The following is a 16,519-nucleotide window of genomic DNA, read 5'->3' as shown; positions in this document are numbered from 1 at the left end:
AGCCGTCGTGGTGGCACTGACAACGTGCCACCACGACCAGAGCATCGGAATCAAGCCTCATGACTCTCAGTGTTGCCAACGTCAACTACGCCTACAACCCCAGAACCCAAGTGCTTCACGATGTCTCGTTCACGATCGCAGAGGACCGGGTCATGGGCCTCATTGGTCCCAACGGGTCTGGAAAGTCCACGCTGATAAAGGTCATCCTGGATCTGCTCCAACTTCAAAGCGGCCGCGTCTGCATCGGGTCTGACAGTAGTCAGAGCCGCAGCGCCAAGATGTCGTCGATCTACTTGTCGAGCAATGATTACCTCCCTGAGTTCCTTACAGGGGAGGAATACGTGCGTTTCATGCACGGGCTGTATGGAGAACCCATGGATCACGCGGCACTGAGGACGCAATTCGCCAGGTACTCCATGCGCGACAGGCACCGCGACTTGATCGAAGACTACTCACACGGCATGAGGAAGAAGCTGCAACTCATCGCCGCGTTCATGCTCCGGCGAAGGTTTACCGTAATCGATGAGACCCTCAATGGCGTCGACATCGATGCGATCAACCTCTTCGAGCGCGATATCCGGAATCTTGCTAAAGAAGGCCGCTCAGTTCTGCTGTGCAGCCATGACTTCACCATGTTGGAGCACGTCGCTGACGAGTTGGCACTCCTCGTCCAAGGGGCCCTGGTGGTTCAGGCTCCGGTCCGGAAAATTATCCAAGATCACGGCACGATAGCTGACCTTGCCAACGAGTTCATTCAGGCAATGGAGCCATCTTAGATGCGCATCAAGAGCGTAGTTCTGCTGTTTCGATTGTTCTGGCTCTTCATCGTGAGACGCGTCTTGGGGCGAGGTCTGTTGGCAAGCCCGGCCGCTCGGCTTTCAGCCGGTATCCTGCTCGTTGCCGCGTTCGCCGGCTTCAACGTGTTGAGCTACGTGGTCATCCGCCAGTATCTCGGTGGTACCGGCCTGCTTGAGCCCGTTCTTCAAGTCGCCAACGCATCGGTCGGATTCTGGGTACTTATCGCCTACACACTAATTCGGGTGCTGTTCATGAAGGCAGATGAGCTTCTGAAGCTCTCCTTTAATCTGCCGGTGACCAATAAGGAAAGGACGATGGCATTTGCGCTCTTTGAGTCGTCCCTCGTTCTCCTGATGACCGTGTTCGTTTTCGGTGCATTTTCCATTTCAACCGTGCTGATCGAGGGAACTGATTACATTCCGAGGGTTCTGGTGTCCATCTGGTTCCCCGCTATTTCAACCTACCTACTCCTGAGCCTCGGCTACTACCTCCTTGAACGTGCTCTACAGGCTCTCAGGATTGCCCGACTTCGCGGCCTGGTAGTCCCGATGGTGCTGGCTCTCGGGCTGGTCGTGGCCTTTCCTCAAACCAACGAGCAGAGTAGCAAAATCGCCGAAAGCTACGTATTCGGGCGTGAATACAATGCACCGGTATTGCTCTACGCGAAGCTGCAGGGAGACGTCGGGATCTGGTTTTCCATTTTAGTGCTGCTTGCGACATCAGCAGCAATTATTCCAGCAATAGTGGCGATCGCGCCCAGGAACTACGTTCCGATGCGTCGCTTCTTCGCATTTCTGCCTTCACGCTTGGCAGGGAGCAAGTTCGGCGTTTACCTTCTGGTCTTGTTTCGAAGTTTCGAAACAATGGTGGCCGTTTCATTTATCACCATCTATTCGGTCTTCGCCTGGCTCGAGCATCTGGAGTTGCCACCCTACGCCCTTGCTCTCATAACGTTTCAGGGAGTCTACGCATTTTCAAACTCGGAGCCTCTCCGACGCATGGTCACCTATCCGGGCCGCACCGTTGCGAACTACTTGCGCCTCGTGGGCTCGCAAGGCATCCTCCTGACGGTTGCGGGCATCCCAGTCATCACGATTTCCGTGGCCCAGGGAGTTTCCTTTGAAGCCTGTCTGCCAGTGCTCGGATTCTGCTTGAGCAACATACTCATATCAACCCTGGTTGGCATCGCTTTCCCTCCCGAGAAGGGAAACCCATTCACCGTCATCATCGGAGTCCTGCTGACGGTGATAGTCGTCATGATTGTGGCGCTTGGTTTGAACGTCTTCAACTTTGATCCAATTATCAGTGCGGCAATTTTTGCCGCCCTTAACATACTGGTCGTCTTTTACAGCATCTTGGGTATGCGAAGAATGGAGAGGATTGCGCGCCATGAAGTGGCTGCTTAGATTCATCGCCGGGCTGACAGTCTCTTTTGTTGTCACCATGATCGTCGTTGTCACGAGTTTCATCACCACGATGTTCTCGGCGTCAGAAATAGGAGTCAGGAAGTATGGCCTGTTCGGCGCGCTCTTCTTCGAGCCTCATGAACAGCCCGACGGGGCGACCGCATTGGAAATCGGGGTGTCGAACAGCGCGCCCATCGCTTTGGTCTTCGCGGCATGCTTGGTTTTCTATGTTGCCGTTGCTGCAGTCCTGGAACGACTGAAGCTCCACAAGAAGCGACTTCTACGAGCAGACCAGGGTTGACCGTTCGCACGATCACACTCCCGGATGCGACCGTCGGCCTGATAGCCAAGCAACTCATATGGTCATGCAGATGGCCATTCGCCGCCGTCGTTCTCAGCTTCATTGCGTGCACCTTCCTGGCCGCCGTGACGACTGACCCAATCCTTTTCCAGGCCGGCCTGTGGCTCCTTGTGCATGCACTTTTCCTGCTGGGCGGTTTTCTGGTGCATGAGTGGTCCCATGTTGCGGGCATGAGGCTGTTTCGCGGGGTTTCAGACATCGTGATATCTGCCGGAGTCCTTCGCTTTTCCGTCATTCCCGTCGGGCGTCTCTACGGGTGGCAGATCGCAATCGTGGCGACACTAGGTCCGAGTGCATCCTGCTTGGTCGGGGCGCTGATTGCCCTGCTCGCACCCGGCTCATTCCTGCAGTACTGGTTCCTGTTGCATGCAGTCTTCCTTCTGCCATTCTTTGGCGACGGACGCGGCCTCATTCTCGGAATCCGTGTGTGGGCTCGGCCGGTTGGCTTACGAGCGCCCGGGATCAACTGCTGAGCCACGGTTCCGTCCCATGCATTCAGACCCTCAACCTTGTGGAGCGGAGTCTTCCCACTCGCGGTACAGCTGCGGGCGGCGTTCCTTCAGGTACGGCACCTGTTCACGGGCCGACGTGACGCTTTCCGTGGAGATCTCGGCGAACAGCAATGCCGCACCATCCCCGGCGGCAGCGAGCAATGAACCGTCCGGACCGGCCACCACGCTTCCGCCAAGGAAGTCACAGCCGTCCTCGTGGCCGCTATGGTTCGCGTAGGCCACGTTGAGTTGGCTCTCCAGCGCCCGGGCCCGGATCAGGACCTGCGGCACGGCGTCGAAGCCCGCGGACAGTGCGGTGGGAACCAGCAGAAGCTCAGCGCCCCGCATGGCCGCAGCGCGGACAGTTTCGGGAAACTCGACGTCGTAGCAAATCAGCAGCGACGTCTTGACCCCGTTGAAGTCCACGACGCCGGGAGCTGCTTGGGCGGCGGCGAACGCCTTTCGCTCCTCCTCGCCGAAGAGGTGCACCTTGTCGTAGTCCAGGAGCACGGCTCCGCGCGCGTCCAGAAGGGTGGCGGAGATATGCCAGCTGCCGTCGGCAGCTGGTGCCGGCAGGCTGTAGACCAGTCCGATTCCGTGCGTGCGGGCGATGTCCGCCAGACGCCCTCGGATGCCCGGGATAACCGCTGGATCGAGCTCCGCGTGGAGCCTCAGCGGCGCATACCCGACTGGGAAGAGCTCGGGCGTCAGCAACAACGAGGCCCCGGCCGCGGCAGCACGCTGTGCCGCCGCATCGACTGTCTTCAGATTGGCGTCGACGTCCAGGACAACAGCGTTGGCCTGCAGAACGGACAGCAGCATCATTACCACCTCGATAGCACCTTGCATCCCCGTCGGGCGTTCTTGGGAGACATGACCGGGATTACTCGTGATTCCAGCCTAGCCAGCCGCAGGCCGGTCCCACAGGACAAATGGACCTGCGGGCTACCCTGCGGGGATGGTTCGTACAAATCCGCGGCATAGTTCATGATGCCGACGCAAGTTCACCCCATTGCGTTAACTTCTTGACTGCAACTGTGATTTGAGGCACGCTTCATGTCATGCCTGCAACATCCAGCTCGACGAAGAGCCACCGCAAAAACCCCGGCTCGCAATCAGCGCTGCGCCACTTGAACCAGCAACGGCTCATCGAATGCCTGCTGAGCGGCCCTTCCACACAAGCCGAGCTGGCCAGGCAGACCGGCTTATCCACGGCAACAGTGTCCAACATCGTCAAGATCATGCAGGACGCCGGCCTCGTCTCCACCGAACCGATCACCAGCTCCGGACGCCGGGCACTGAACGTCAGGCTCAACAGCAACGGCGCGGTCGCCGTCGGGATCGATTTCGGCCGGCGCCACCTGCGGGTAGTCCTGGCCTCCCTGGGCTATCACATCATCGTCGAGGAAACGGTCACCCTCCCCCTTGGCCATCATGCCGAACAGGGGATCAGCGCCGCCGTCGCCCTCCTCGACAAACTACTGCTCGAAAGCGGAGTGGACCGCAGCGCGGTGGTTGGCGCGGGCGCTGGCATAGCCGGCCCCATCGACCGCCGTTCCGGGACTGTGGCACAAGGTGCCATCCTGCCCGAATGGGTGGGGATCCAGATTCTCGAACGGCTGGAGGAAGCCCTCGATCTTCCCGTATACGTTGACAACGACGCCAATCTCGGCGCGCTCTCCGAGGTCACGTGGGGGCCACACAGCGGGATCGGCAACCTCATGTTCCTCAAGATCGGTTCCGGCATCGGAGCGGGCCTCATCATCAATGGCGCACCGTACTACGGGGCGGTGGGAATCACGGGAGAGATCGGCCATGCGACCATCCACGAATACGGTGCAATCTGCCGCTGCGGCAACCGGGGCTGCCTGGAAACGATGGCTTCCACCTCCACCATGATCGAGCTGCTCGGAAAGGGCTCGGGGCTGCACCTCGAACCCGAGGACATTGTCCGCAACGCTATGGCGAGGGATCCGGCGACCCTTCGCGTGGTGGACGACGCGGGACTCGCGGTGGGACGCGCGTTGGGCAATGTGGCGAATCTCATAAACCCGGAAGTCATCGTGGTGGGAGGCCCTTTGGCCGGCCTCGGCGACATCCTCCTGGACCCGATCCGGCGCGGCCTCGTGCGCCATGCGGTGCCCGTTATCGGCGAGACCACGCACCTGGCGATGTCTTCGCTGGGCGCCCGGGCGGAGGCCCTCGGGGCGGCCGCCTTGGTGTTCCAGCACGCCGGAATCAAGCAGTCCTGAACATTTCGTTATCACGCTGTTACCGCCGTCTTGCGTTCAAGTCTTGACGACAAGCGGTGTGATCCAGTTTACTTTCTCATCAGATAGGCTCGCCATCCCCGAGCCGACAACGACGTCAAACATTGGAGGCGCGAGGGTATGTCGAACCCCATAACGCACCAGGATCCGGTTCTCCTCGAGATGCGGTCCATCACCAAGGAATTCCCCGGCGTGAAGGCGCTCTCGGACGTTAGCCTCCGGGTCAAGGTGGGCGAAATCCACGCGATCTGCGGCGAGAACGGCGCAGGAAAGTCCACGTTGATGAAGGTGCTCTCCGGGGTTTACCCCTACGGCAGCTACGACGGCGACATCGTGTACCAGGCGGAAGTCCAGCAGTTCAAGGACATCCGGGCCAGCGAACATGCGGGAATCGTGATCATCCACCAGGAACTGGCGCTGATCCCCGAGCTGTCCATCATGGAAAACATCTTCCTCGGCAACGAACCCGTCCGTCGCGGCATCATCGACTGGGCAGAGGCGCGCAAGCGGTCCATCGAATTGCTCGCACGGGTCGGCCTGCGCGAGGACCCGGACACCCCCATCAAGGAAATCGGTGTCGGCAAGCAGCAATTGGTGGAAATCGCCAAGGCCCTGAACAAGTCCGTCAAGCTGCTCATCCTCGACGAGCCCACGGCCGCCCTCAACGAATCGGACTCCCAGCACTTGCTGGACCTGATCCTCGGCCTCAAGGGCCGGGGCATCACATCCATCATCATTTCCCACAAGCTCAATGAGATCGAGCAGATCGCGGACGAAATCACCATCATCCGCGATGGCAAGTCCATCGAGACGCTCAACGTGGTGGAAGACGGCGTGGACGAGGACCGGATCATCAAGGGCATGGTCGGGCGGACGCTCGAGTCCCGCTTCCCGGACCACACGCCGAAGATCGGTGAGGTGTTCTTCGAAGTCAAAGACTGGAACGTCGGGCATCCGCAGATCCAGGACCGCCTGGTCTGCAAGAACTCCAATTTCCACGTGCGCCGCGGCGAAATCGTCGGCTTTGCCGGCCTGATGGGCGCCGGCCGCACCGAGCTTGCCCGGTCCGTCTTCGGCCACTCCTACGGCCGGTTTATCTCCGGGCAGGTGTACAAAGACGGCAAGCCGATCACCATGCGCAGCGTCCGCCAGGCGATCGACGCCGGTCTCGGCTACGTCACGGAAGACCGCAAGAGCCTGGGACTGAACCTCCTGGACGACATCAAGACCACCACGGTGTCTGCCAACCTGAAGAAGATCAGCCGGGGAATCGTTGTGGACACCAACAAGGAATTCATGGTGGCCGAGCAATACCGGAAGTCCCTGCGCACCAAGACGCCGTCCGTGGAGGAAGGCGTCTCGAAGCTCTCGGGCGGAAACCAGCAAAAGGTTGTTCTCGCCAAATGGATGTTCACCGATCCGGACCTTCTCATCCTGGATGAACCCACGCGTGGAATCGACGTGGGGGCCAAGTACGAGATCTACGGAATCATCCAGCAGCTGGCCAACCAAGGGAAGGGCGTGATTGTGATTTCCTCCGAGCTTCCCGAACTGCTGGGCCTCTCCGACCGCATCTACACCATCTTCGAGGGCTCCATCACTGGCGTACTCAACAAGGACGAAGCCAGCCAGGAGAGCCTCATGAAGCTCATGACATCCAGCCGCAAAGCCGCCTGATCCCGGTCATCCCCAGAACCACACGGACACAAGGACCCAAAACAATGAACGCGCTCAAGAAGCTATTCGGTGGCAACACCCGCCAATTCGGCATGATCTTCGCCCTGGTTGCACTCGTCATCTTCTTCCAGATCTTCACCTCGGGCCGCACCCTCACCCCGGGCAACGTCATCAACCTCTTCAACGGCAACTCCTACATCCTGATCCTGGCCATCGGCATGGTCCTGGTCATCATCGCGGGGCACATCGACCTTTCAGTAGGTTCGGTGGCCGCCTTCGTCGGTATCTCGGTGGCCTTGGCCATCAGGGACTGGCATCTGAGCTGGTATGTGGCAGTCCTGTTCGGGCTCCTGCTCGGCGCCTTGATCGGGGCCTGGCAAGGATTCTGGACTGCATACGTCGGCATCCCGGCCTTCATCGTGACCCTCGCGGGCATGCTGTTGTTCCGCGGATTCAACCAGTTCGTCGGCAAGTCCAACACTGTTCCGGTGCCCGAAGACTTCCAGTACCTGGGCTCCGGCTACCTGCCCGAGGTCGGGCCGAAAACCGGGTATAACAACCTGACGCTCCTGCTCGGCCTGATCGCCGTCGCCTTCGTGATTTTCAGTGCGATTCGTTCCCGCCGCACCGCCCAGGCACTGGGCGCCGAGGTACAAGAAGGCTGGGTGATGATCACCAAGCTCGTCCTGGTGAGCGCCGCCATCCTCTACGCGACCTACCTCTTCGCCACGGGCCGCCCCGGCACCTCGTTCCCCATCCCCGGCCTCATCCTGGCCGTCCTGGTCCTGATCTACGGTTTCATTTCCGCCAAGACGGTCATCGGCCGCCACATCTACGCAGTCGGCGGCAACCGCCACGCGGCCGAGCTTTCCGGAGTCCAGTCCAAGAAGGTCAACTTCATGGTCATGATGAACATGTCCATCCTTGCCGGCCTCGCCGGCATGATCTTCGTGGGCCGCTCCACCGCTTCGGGTCCGTTCGACGGCGTCGGCTGGGAACTGGATGCGATCGCGGCCGTCTTCATCGGCGGCGCCGCGGTCACCGGCGGCGTGGGAACCGTGATCGGTTCGATCGTCGGTGGCCTCGTGATGGCTGTGCTCAACAACGGCCTGCAACTCCTCGGCGTCGGCGCAGACCTCACCCAGATCATCAAGGGCCTCGTGCTGCTCGCAGCGGTCGCCTTCGATGTCTACAACAAGACCCAGGGGAAGAAATCGATCATCGGAATGATGATGAAGAACTTCGGCCGGAGCAGCGAAAACGCTCCGGACGAGACCTCCTCAACCAGGGAAGCCATCTCCAAGGAAGCCTGACCGGCTTCGGGACGACTTGTTCCATCCACAACAAAGAAAGCGAACCAAGATATGCGAATGTTTGGTAAAGCAGGAAAGGCAGCAGCGGTTGCTGCGATCGCGGCACTGGCGCTGACGGCCTGCGGCCGTGCGGACAGCGGCAGCTCCGGCGGTTCATCAAGCGGCAGCGAGGCATTCCCCAAGGGATCCTCGATCGGCGTCGCGCTCCCCCAGAAGACCAGTGAAAACTGGGTCCTCGCAGAGAAGCTCTTCAACGACGGGCTCACGAGCGCAGGGTACAAGCCGGACGTGCAGTTCGCCAACGGTGGCGTTTCGGAGCAGCAGAACCAGATCAGCGCCATGATCACCAAGGGTGACAAGCTCATCATCGTCGGTGCCATCGACGGCGCCCAGCTGGGTACGCAGCTCAAGCAGGCCAAGGACGCCGGCGCAACGGTCATTGCATACGACCGCCTGCTCCTGAACACCTCCAACGTGGACTACTACGTGGCCTACGACAACTTCAAGGTCGGCGTGCTGCAGGGCCAGGCCCTGCTGGACGGACTCAAGGCCAAGAAGCCGAACGGCCCGTACAACGTCGAGCTGTTTGCAGGTTCCCCGGATGACGCCAACGCGAAGGTCTTCTTCGACGGCGCCATGAGCATCCTGCAGCCGAAGATCGATGACGGAACCCTCAAGGTGGTTTCCGGACAGAAGTCGTTCGAGCAGGCAGTCACCCAGGGCTGGAAGGCAGAGAACGCCCAGAAGCGCATGGACACCCTCCTCGCGGGCACCTACACCAGCGCTTCGCTGGACGGCGTACTGTCCCCGAACGACACCCTGGCCCGCGCCATCATCACCTCGGTCAAGGCGGCTGGCAAGCCGATTCCGGTCGTGACCGGCCAGGACTCCGAAGTTGAGTCGGTCAAGTCCATCCTTGCCGGTGAGCAGTACTCCACCATCAACAAGGACACCCGCAAGCTCGTTGAGCACGCCATCACCATGGTCAACGACATCCAGTCCGGGAAGACCCCGGAAATCAACGACACCAAGTCCTACAACAACGGTGTCAAGACCGTACCGGCATACCTGCTGCCGCCGGTCATCGTGACCCTGGCCAACGTGAAGACGGCCTACGTGGACGATCCGATCCTCGGCCCGATCACGAAGTAGTACCTGTTATCCAGGCACCAACAACGGCGGCCATCCCCACTCACGGGGGTGGCCGCCGTCGTCGTGTCCGGCTCCATCCGCCGTCGCGCATCGCTTCACAGGCCCCGCATAGGAACAGCAGCACAACCGCACAGCCGCGGTGAGCACTGTTAGGTGAGCAGGCGCGCCGCTGGGGCGGGCCGGGTCCCTAAGGAGAATCGTGAGCGTCCTCGCCCGGAGTGTAGGCAATGCCTTCCGCAACAAGATAAGAACCGCGGCCGTCGTGGCAGTGCTGGCCGTCGCGATCGGGCTGGCGCTGGCTATGCTCGTGGCCAACCAGGCCGTTGGCGGCAAAGTCCAGGAGCTCAACGCCTCCGTGGGGACGGTCCTGACAGTCAACCCCGCCGGCGCGCAGGGCTTCGACGGCGGCGGCGAGCCGCTCACCACGGCCCAGACCGCGACGGCGGCTGCCGTACCGAACGTCGTCTCCGTGGTGGGCACCAAGGCATTGCGGCTCGAGACCGCAACCGCGGCATCCACCTCAACCACCGGCACGACCACGCAGCAGGCCGGACCGGGTGGAGGCGGTCCCGGCGGGGGCACGAGCGTCACCACGAACCTCCAGGCAGCCATCGACGCCGGAACACTCGGCACCCGAAACAACGCCAGCAGCAGCACCGGGTCGGGCAGCACAGGCACGGGAAACACCGGAACCGCGCCGGCGTTCTCCCTGCCCATCACGGCTACCGGTATCGGCGCCGAGGTGGACACCTCCGGCAAGGCCCTGAACATCACGAGCGGGACCGGCCTGGGCGACTACACCGTGGCAAGCACCAAGGCCCTCGTCGGAACCACGCTCGCGACCAAGAACAACCTGAAGGCCGGCTCAACGTTCACCATCGCCGGTAGGACGTTCACCGTGGCCGGCATCTTCGACGCAGGAACCACATTCGGCAACAATGCCGTGTACACGACACTCGCCGAGGCGCAGGCCCTCGCGGCGACTCCGGGCGAGCTCTCCAGCATGGTGGTCACCGTCAACAGCATGGACAACGTCGACGCAGCCAAGACCGCCCTTCAAAACGCCCTGGGCACCAGCAAGGCCGACGTCACCCAGGGGCAGCGAAACCTCCAAACCGCCGTCAGTTCACTGGACAGCGTCAAGAACATTTCACTCGTGGCCTTCATCGCGGCACTGGGCACGGCCGGCCTGATCATCTTGCTCATCATGGTCATGCTGGTCCGGGAGCGCCGCCGTGAGATCGGAGTCTTGAAGGCCATCGGCGCACGCAACCGGACCATCGGCTTGCAGTTCGTGCTCGAAGCCCTCGTCCTCGTCGCGCTCGGCAGCGTCGTCGGCGCGGCCATTGCTTCCTTCGCCAGCGGCGGCATCGCATCGGCTTTGATCAGTTCCAACAGCTCGACGTCGACTGCGAGCCAGCGCGGCCCCGGCGGCGGCGGCTTCGGCGGACCAGGCGGGAACCCCTTCGGTGGAGCCTCCCAGCTGCTGACCTCCGTGACGGCGAGCGCCTCCCCCGGCGTCATTGCAGCCGGCGTCGCCGCAGTGTTCGGCGTCGCCGTCGTGGGTGCCTTGGTACCAGCGCTGCTCACAGCCCGCATCCGTCCCATCGAAGTCCTCCGAGGAGAATAGCCATGATTGAAGTCAAAGACCTGGTCCGCCAGTTCAAGTCCGGCGACCGCACCATCAAGCCCGTCAACGGTGTGAGCTTCGAGCTCGAAAAAGGCACCCTCGCCTCGATCGTGGGGAAGAGCGGCAGCGGCAAGAGCACCCTGCTCTCCCTGCTCGGTGCCCTCGACAAGCCCACCAGCGGGGACGTCGTCGTGGATGGCGTAAGCCTGGCCGGGCTGCCTGCCGGCAAACTCACCGAATACCGGCGCCGGGACATCGGCTTCGTTTTCCAGCAGTTCAACCTCATCCCCAATCTCTCGGCAGTGGACAATGTGATGCTGCCGATGGAGTTCGCGGGAATGCGGAAGACCGCCCGCTTGGAGCGGGCGCGGTCCCTCCTGGAGCAAGTGCAGCTGGATCCGGAGAAACAGTCCCGGCGGATCAACAGGCTCTCGGGCGGCGAGCAGCAACGGGTTGCGATTGCCCGGGCGCTGGCCAACAAGCCCAAGCTCATCCTGGCCGACGAGCCCACCGGCAACCTGGACGAGCAGACCGGTGAGCACATCATCGAATTGCTGAGTTCGCTGAGCCGGGACCACAACACCACCATTCTGGTGGTCACGCACGACCGGAGCCTGGCGCAGAAGACCGAACGCCGCTTCAGGCTTCAGCAAGGCAAATTGAGCGAGGAAACGGTGCGCCCACGAGTGGCTGCGGGGACCTGACCGGCTCCTCGGACAACCGCAGCGGACGGGAGGACCGGGAACCGCATGGTTCCCGGTCCTCCCGTCTTGAGCGTGAGCTGTATAACGCCTGCGGCGGAGTGAGAGGATAGGCCGCATGAGTCTGCATATCGCCAAGCCGTGGTTGTTCAGCCAGCCGAACCAGGATCCCCGCGCGGCCACCGGCAAGGCCCTCAACTGGGGCATCATCGCCACAGGAGGGATCGCCAAGACCGTGAGCGGCGACCTCGCCCAACTCGAGGACGCAAAGTTGTATGCCGTGAGCTCTCGGCGCCAGGAATCCGCGGATGCCTTTGCCGCCACGCATGGGGTCACGAAGTCCTACGGGGACGACGGCGGTGTGCCCGGCTACCAGCGGCTGCTCGCCGATGACGCCGTCGATGTGGTCTATGTGGCCACTCCGCACGCCCAACATTTCGAGATCGTCAGGGACGCCCTCAACGCGGGCAAGCACGTTCTGTGCGAGAAATCCATAACCATCAATGGCCGTGAGGCTGCGGAGCTCGTGGCTTTGGCCCGGGAACGGAAATTGTTCCTGATGGAGGCCGTCTGGAGTCGGTTCCTGCCCAGCATGCAGAGGGCGTTCGCCATTGCCGCGTCGGGCGAACTGGGCGACATCAAGTGGGTCAGCGCCGACCTTGGTTTCCCCGCCCCCTATGACCCCGCCGCCCGCATCTGGGCACCGGCGGACGGTGGCGGAGCCCTCCTGGACCTCACGGTGTACGCCCTGCTGTGGCCCTTGGGCACCCTCGGTTTCCCGCAGTCCGTCAGCGCGATCGGCACTTTGACCGAAGACGGCGTCGACTCCCAGAATGCGCTCACGCTGGCTTACGACGACGGCGCCGTCGCCCAGCTGACGTCTTCATTGCTGGCCCACGGGCCGCGCTCGGCGTCCGTAGCAGGCTCCAAGGGCTTCCTTCAGACGCAAGGATCCATCAACAATCCGCGCGAGCTTCTGATTCGGACCGGCTGGGACGAACCGCGGGTCGAACGCTTTGACGCGGTCGGGATCGGCTACACCTACGAGCTCCGTGAGGTGACCCGCTGTGTCCAGCAGGGACTGACGGAAAGTCCCGTGATGCCCTTGGACGATTCGCTGAACACCATGCGTCTGTTCGACGGGGTCCGCTCCCAGTTGGGAATCCGGTACGCCAGCGACGCCCGCTGAGCTTGTTGACGAATCCTTACGTCCAACGTCTGGACTAGTTAACTAGTGAGGCCTAGGATGGGAGCGATCGTCGATCCAAGCTGACGCTGGGGGGTGTCGAGATGGAAGCTGAGCAAAGTAAGTCGCGCGTTCTTCACGTTCTCCGCTCCGTCATGCTCGCCGGCGCCGGCGCCGTCGTTTGGATCGCCCTCTCTTCCACGGCGGCAAACGCTGATTCCGGAAGCACGAACAACCACACCCTTCTAGGCGGAGCGGGCTCCACAGTTTCCAACGCCGTGCACGACGCTGGAAGGGGGCTTCCCGGAGTCGTCGGCGATGCCGTTCCGGTAAGTGTCGCGTCCATGCCGGCGCGGGCTGTGGAGCCCGTTCCAGTGCCCGCAGTCCAGCTACCAGCGGTCCAGGTGCCCGAAGTTGTTCTGAACGAGCTTCCGCAGCTGGCTCGGAACGTCGACCAGCTTGTGGCAAGCACTCCCGTGATCAGCGCCGTCGTGCCTCAGGGGACCGTTGGTGCCGTGACTGCAGGCGTTATATCGCCTGCGGCCAGCGCGGTTGACCGCGCTGGTTCCTTGCTTGACCACGTCGTCGCCCCTGTCGTGGGAGCGGTCGGATCCACGGTGGAGACGCTTCCGGGTGGCGGTCTTCCGGTTGTTGTCCCCGCGAACCCCATCATGGCCCCTCCCCTCCACTTCCCCGATGGCGTCGTAATGGGCGATGCTCTTGCGGGCGGTCCCACTGTTCTTGATCCCGTTGCCGAGACCCCCTCAACGCTCGCCCAGAATGCCGCGGCTTCGTTGCCCGGTCTCGCAGGCCACGGCGGTCCGCTGGGCCTGAACCGGGGACCTTCGAAGGCAACGGTCAGGGCTAGCGGTTCCGACCATCCGCCCGCGCCCTCACCAGGCGGGACGTTCCCGCCCGGTACACCGGGCGGCAGCGATACTGCTAGCGGATCTGCAGTCCTTTCCGGCAATCCTTCGGGGGCTGCAGCTGCATGGCTCGAAGGCACAAAGATGTCTTGCCCCTTGGCCGGGACACTCGTGTCCACGGCTTCTGCCGGCAGAGTTCCGGCTCCGGTGTCGTTTGACCCCGGTTCTTCCCCTGATTAGTTCCGAGCTCTGCCGCCTCCCCGGACAGGCGTTCCGGGCCGCGGCAAACGGCCGATCCGGGCGTTCCCGCAGTTTCCTGCGGACCGATGCGCCTTTGGGAACTAATCATTCAGGAGAAAAACACAATGCACAGCATGATTCGCAAGGGGCTGCTTGGCACCCTCTTTGCCGGCGGGTTGATAGCCCTCGGCGCAACTGCCGCGAACGCGGCAGACGCCACGACAAGCGCGCAAGGCAGTGCCTCGGGCACTCAAGTCGTTGCACCGGTATCCATTCCGGTGAACCTCGGGTCGACGTCGCTCTCGATACTTTCGGGCGCCGCGACTACTACCCCTGTTCCCGCCCAGGCTCCGGCCCCGGCGACCAATTCCGGCGGAGCAGCCGTCCCGTCCGGAACCCAGGTGGTGGCTCCGATATCGGTCCCTGTTAATATCGGAGCCACCTCACTGGCAGTTCTGAGCAATTCCGGCCCTGGAACAGCCTCCGGCACCCAGGCGACGATTCCCGTCAGCGCGCCGGTCACTGCACCGGTCACTGTGGGCGACACCTCCATCAACGTCCTCAGCACGACGCCGACAGGCACCACCGGCGCCGCGGCACCCACAACCGGTCTGGCCACCGTCGGTGACACCTCGGTCAACGTCCTCAGCACCACGCCGACAGGCACCACCGGAAACACCGGCGCCACGGCACCGGGCACCGGACTGGCCACCGTGGGTGACACCTCCGTCAACGTCCTCAGCACCACGCCGACAGGCACCACGCCGACAGGCACCACGCCGACAGGCACCACCGGAAACACCGGCGCCACGGCACCGGGCACCGGACTGGCCACCGTCGGTGACACCTCCGTCAACGTCCTCAGCACGACGCCGACCGGCACCGCTGGAAGGACCGGAACCACCGGCGCCACGGCACCCGGCACCGGACTCGCCACCGTCGGCGACACCTCCGTCAACGTCCTCAGCACGCCGACCGGCACCACCGGAGGGACCGGAACCACCGGAGCCACGGTACCGGGCACCGGACTCGCCACCGTGGGTGATACCTCCGTCAACGTCCTCAGCACGCCGACCGGCACCACCGGAGGGACCGGAAACACCGGCGCCACAGCACCGGGCACCGGACTCGCCACCGTGGGTGATACCTCGCTGAACCTGCTCGGTTCCGTACCTACAGGTACCGGCATCATCTCGGGCACGGGACTCACAGCAGCTTTGGACCTCCCGCTGACGAGCGGCACGGTTTCGGTTGGCCTAGGGCTGCCGACCGGCGTCGTCAACCGTTCGGCAGTGACACCGCCCGTGGTCAACCCGCCGACGGTCACCCCGGGGGTTGTCGACCCGCCGTTCGTGAACGCGCCGAGCGATGCCCAAGGCTTCGTTGCTCCTGCCGCCTCGGTTCCTTCGACCGGGACTGAAGTGCAGGCCGGCGCTGCCTCAGCTACTGCAGCGATTGCGGTTGGCGCTGAAACGGCTGTTCTCGCTAGCACTGGCTTCAATGGCTTGTGGTTGCTGTTCGGGGCGGCTCTGCTGCTCCTTGGACTCATCGTGATGGTGGGCAGCCGGAAGATCCGGGCAGCCATTCCCGCATAGTCACCGGCTCGGGCTGCGCCACCTCACCGGATGGGGCCCGTTCCCGGCTCCTCCGCAGGGCTAACCGCCCCGCGGAGGAGCTTATGCGTGGCACCCCAAGGAAATCCGGACCGTACGGTGCGTTACGCCGTCGAGTCATGAATCAGGACCGCCGCCGGGGCATAGACCGGGGGAAACAGCTCGGACGCATCGCGACGCCGGTAGTCGCGTTCGCCGTAGGCGTGCACCATCTGTCCGAAAACCCGCTGCCCCTCGGCGCGTAGCTCGCCCAGGTCGATGCCTGGGAGCGAGCCGTCCACAACCACTGGGCGGCCGGCGACGTAGGTGTCGGTGACGTTGCGTGCCGAGCCGTTGAGGATCAGCGTGCGCAGTGGATCTTCCACCACCCCGTCGCGGAAGTCACCCAGTGAGGCGACCATGATGTCCGCTTGGGCGCCCGGACACAGGCGCCCCAGGTCGTCGCGGCCTAACGCCCTGGCGCCGCCCAGCGTGGCAGCATCAAAGAACCCAGACACCGCGCCGGCGGCCCGGCGGCCCTCTGCGATACGGGCCAGGTGCGTGCCGACGTCGATGCCCTTGACCAGGTCCGGCGGGAACGAATCCGTTCCCAGGCACATGTTGACCCCGGCGGCTGCGAACGCGTCAAAGGACTTGAGCATGCCTGAGTAATGGAACGACGTCAGGGGGCAGTGGATGATGCTGACGCCATGCCGGGCCAACACATCCAAGGGCCCTCCCCCTGCGCTGGACGACGGGTCCGTGCCGTCGATGACAACTCCATGCGGGATGAGGAGCCGGGTCTCCAACAAGCCGGAATCCGCAAGCTGCTCCAG

The 16,519-nt window shown here is 62.9% G+C and carries 15 protein-coding genes; 12 read left to right on the top strand and 3 right to left on the bottom strand.

Features of this window, described 5'->3' with window-relative positions:
* Window positions 1–59: 59 nt before the first annotated feature.
* Genes OIT41_RS05465 through OIT41_RS05455 form a run of 3 tightly spaced genes read left to right on the top strand, consistent with a single transcriptional unit; the run spans window position 60 to window position 2,505 of the window.
* Window positions 60–776 (top strand): ATP-binding cassette domain-containing protein, encoded by a 717-nt coding sequence (locus OIT41_RS05465; protein ID WP_241710479.1) that lies wholly within the window; start codon window positions 60–62, stop codon window positions 774–776.
* The gene (locus OIT41_RS05460) at window positions 777–2,204 is read left to right on the top strand and encodes a hypothetical protein (RefSeq protein WP_241710478.1); all 1,428 of its coding nucleotides are present in this window, start codon (window positions 777–779) and stop codon (window positions 2,202–2,204) included. It begins immediately after the preceding gene.
* On the top strand, window positions 2,188–2,505 hold the full coding sequence (locus tag OIT41_RS05455) for a hypothetical protein (RefSeq protein WP_241710477.1): 318 nt from the start codon (window positions 2,188–2,190) through the stop codon (window positions 2,503–2,505). The genes OIT41_RS05460 and OIT41_RS05455 overlap by 17 nt, the downstream gene beginning before the upstream one ends.
* A 62-nt stretch (window positions 2,506–2,567) precedes the next feature.
* Here the strand turns inward: OIT41_RS05455 and OIT41_RS05450 are convergent, their stop codons facing one another.
* Window positions 2,568–2,714: a hypothetical protein gene (locus OIT41_RS05450; RefSeq protein WP_264637528.1), complete on the bottom strand. Its 147-nt coding sequence runs from the start codon at window positions 2,712–2,714 to the stop codon at window positions 2,568–2,570.
* A 354-nt stretch (window positions 2,715–3,068) separates the two neighbouring features.
* Window positions 3,069–3,878: a nitrilase-related carbon-nitrogen hydrolase gene (locus OIT41_RS05445; RefSeq protein ID WP_372489703.1), complete on the bottom strand. Its 810-nt coding sequence runs from the start codon at window positions 3,876–3,878 to the stop codon at window positions 3,069–3,071.
* Between the two features lie 239 nt (window positions 3,879–4,117).
* Here OIT41_RS05445 and OIT41_RS05440 point away from each other — a divergent pair, with 239 nt between their 5' ends.
* The 9 genes from OIT41_RS05440 to OIT41_RS05400 all read left to right on the top strand — a co-directional run bounded on the left by OIT41_RS05440 (window position 4,118) and on the right by OIT41_RS05400 (window position 15,686).
* A complete protein-coding gene (locus tag OIT41_RS05440; protein ID WP_241710475.1) occupies window positions 4,118–5,308 on the top strand; it encodes an ROK family transcriptional regulator in 1,191 nt (396 codons plus the stop codon).
* 138 nt (window positions 5,309–5,446) lie between these two features.
* Window positions 5,447–7,003 (top strand): multiple monosaccharide ABC transporter ATP-binding protein, encoded by a 1,557-nt coding sequence (mmsA, locus tag OIT41_RS05435; protein WP_241710474.1) that lies wholly within the window; start codon window positions 5,447–5,449, stop codon window positions 7,001–7,003.
* A gap of 44 nt (window positions 7,004–7,047) precedes the next feature.
* Window positions 7,048–8,316, top strand: coding sequence for a multiple monosaccharide ABC transporter permease (gene mmsB / locus OIT41_RS05430; RefSeq protein WP_241710473.1), 1,269 nt, complete (start codon window positions 7,048–7,050; stop codon window positions 8,314–8,316).
* Window positions 8,317–8,367: 51 nt separating this feature from the next.
* Window positions 8,368–9,468, top strand: a complete 1,101-nt coding sequence (locus tag OIT41_RS05425) for a sugar-binding protein (protein ID WP_078106011.1) — start codon at window positions 8,368–8,370, stop codon at window positions 9,466–9,468.
* 199 nt (window positions 9,469–9,667) lie between these two features.
* On the top strand, window positions 9,668–11,098 hold the full coding sequence (locus OIT41_RS05420) for an ABC transporter permease (protein ID WP_241710472.1): 1,431 nt from the start codon (window positions 9,668–9,670) through the stop codon (window positions 11,096–11,098).
* A 2-nt stretch (window positions 11,099–11,100) separates the two neighbouring features.
* Entirely contained in the window at window positions 11,101–11,802 is a 702-nt protein-coding gene (locus tag OIT41_RS05415; RefSeq protein ID WP_241710471.1) for an ABC transporter ATP-binding protein, read from the top strand.
* A 115-nt stretch (window positions 11,803–11,917) separates the two neighbouring features.
* Window positions 11,918–12,988: a Gfo/Idh/MocA family protein gene (locus tag OIT41_RS05410; RefSeq protein ID WP_241710470.1), complete on the top strand. Its 1,071-nt coding sequence runs from the start codon at window positions 11,918–11,920 to the stop codon at window positions 12,986–12,988.
* A 101-nt stretch (window positions 12,989–13,089) separates the two neighbouring features.
* Window positions 13,090–14,091: a hypothetical protein gene (locus OIT41_RS05405; protein ID WP_241710469.1), complete on the top strand. Its 1,002-nt coding sequence runs from the start codon at window positions 13,090–13,092 to the stop codon at window positions 14,089–14,091.
* A 125-nt stretch (window positions 14,092–14,216) separates the two neighbouring features.
* Window positions 14,217–15,686 (top strand): hypothetical protein, encoded by a 1,470-nt coding sequence (locus OIT41_RS05400; RefSeq protein WP_241710468.1) that lies wholly within the window; start codon window positions 14,217–14,219, stop codon window positions 15,684–15,686.
* A 122-nt stretch (window positions 15,687–15,808) separates the two neighbouring features.
* On the opposite strand, the gene OIT41_RS05395 is transcribed toward OIT41_RS05400, so the two are convergent.
* Complete coding sequence (locus OIT41_RS05395; RefSeq protein WP_241710467.1) at window positions 15,809–16,495, bottom strand: amidohydrolase family protein; 687 nt, start codon at window positions 16,493–16,495, stop codon at window positions 15,809–15,811.
* Window positions 16,496–16,519 lie beyond the last annotated feature (24 nt).

Origin of the sequence: Arthrobacter sp. YA7-1 (assembly GCF_025960325.1) — a bacterium.
In the GTDB taxonomy this organism is placed as follows: domain Bacteria; phylum Actinomycetota; class Actinomycetes; order Actinomycetales; family Micrococcaceae; genus Arthrobacter; species Arthrobacter bambusae_A.
Note: the sequence above shows the minus strand (reverse complement) of the source record. Positions and strands in the feature narration are given on the sequence as shown.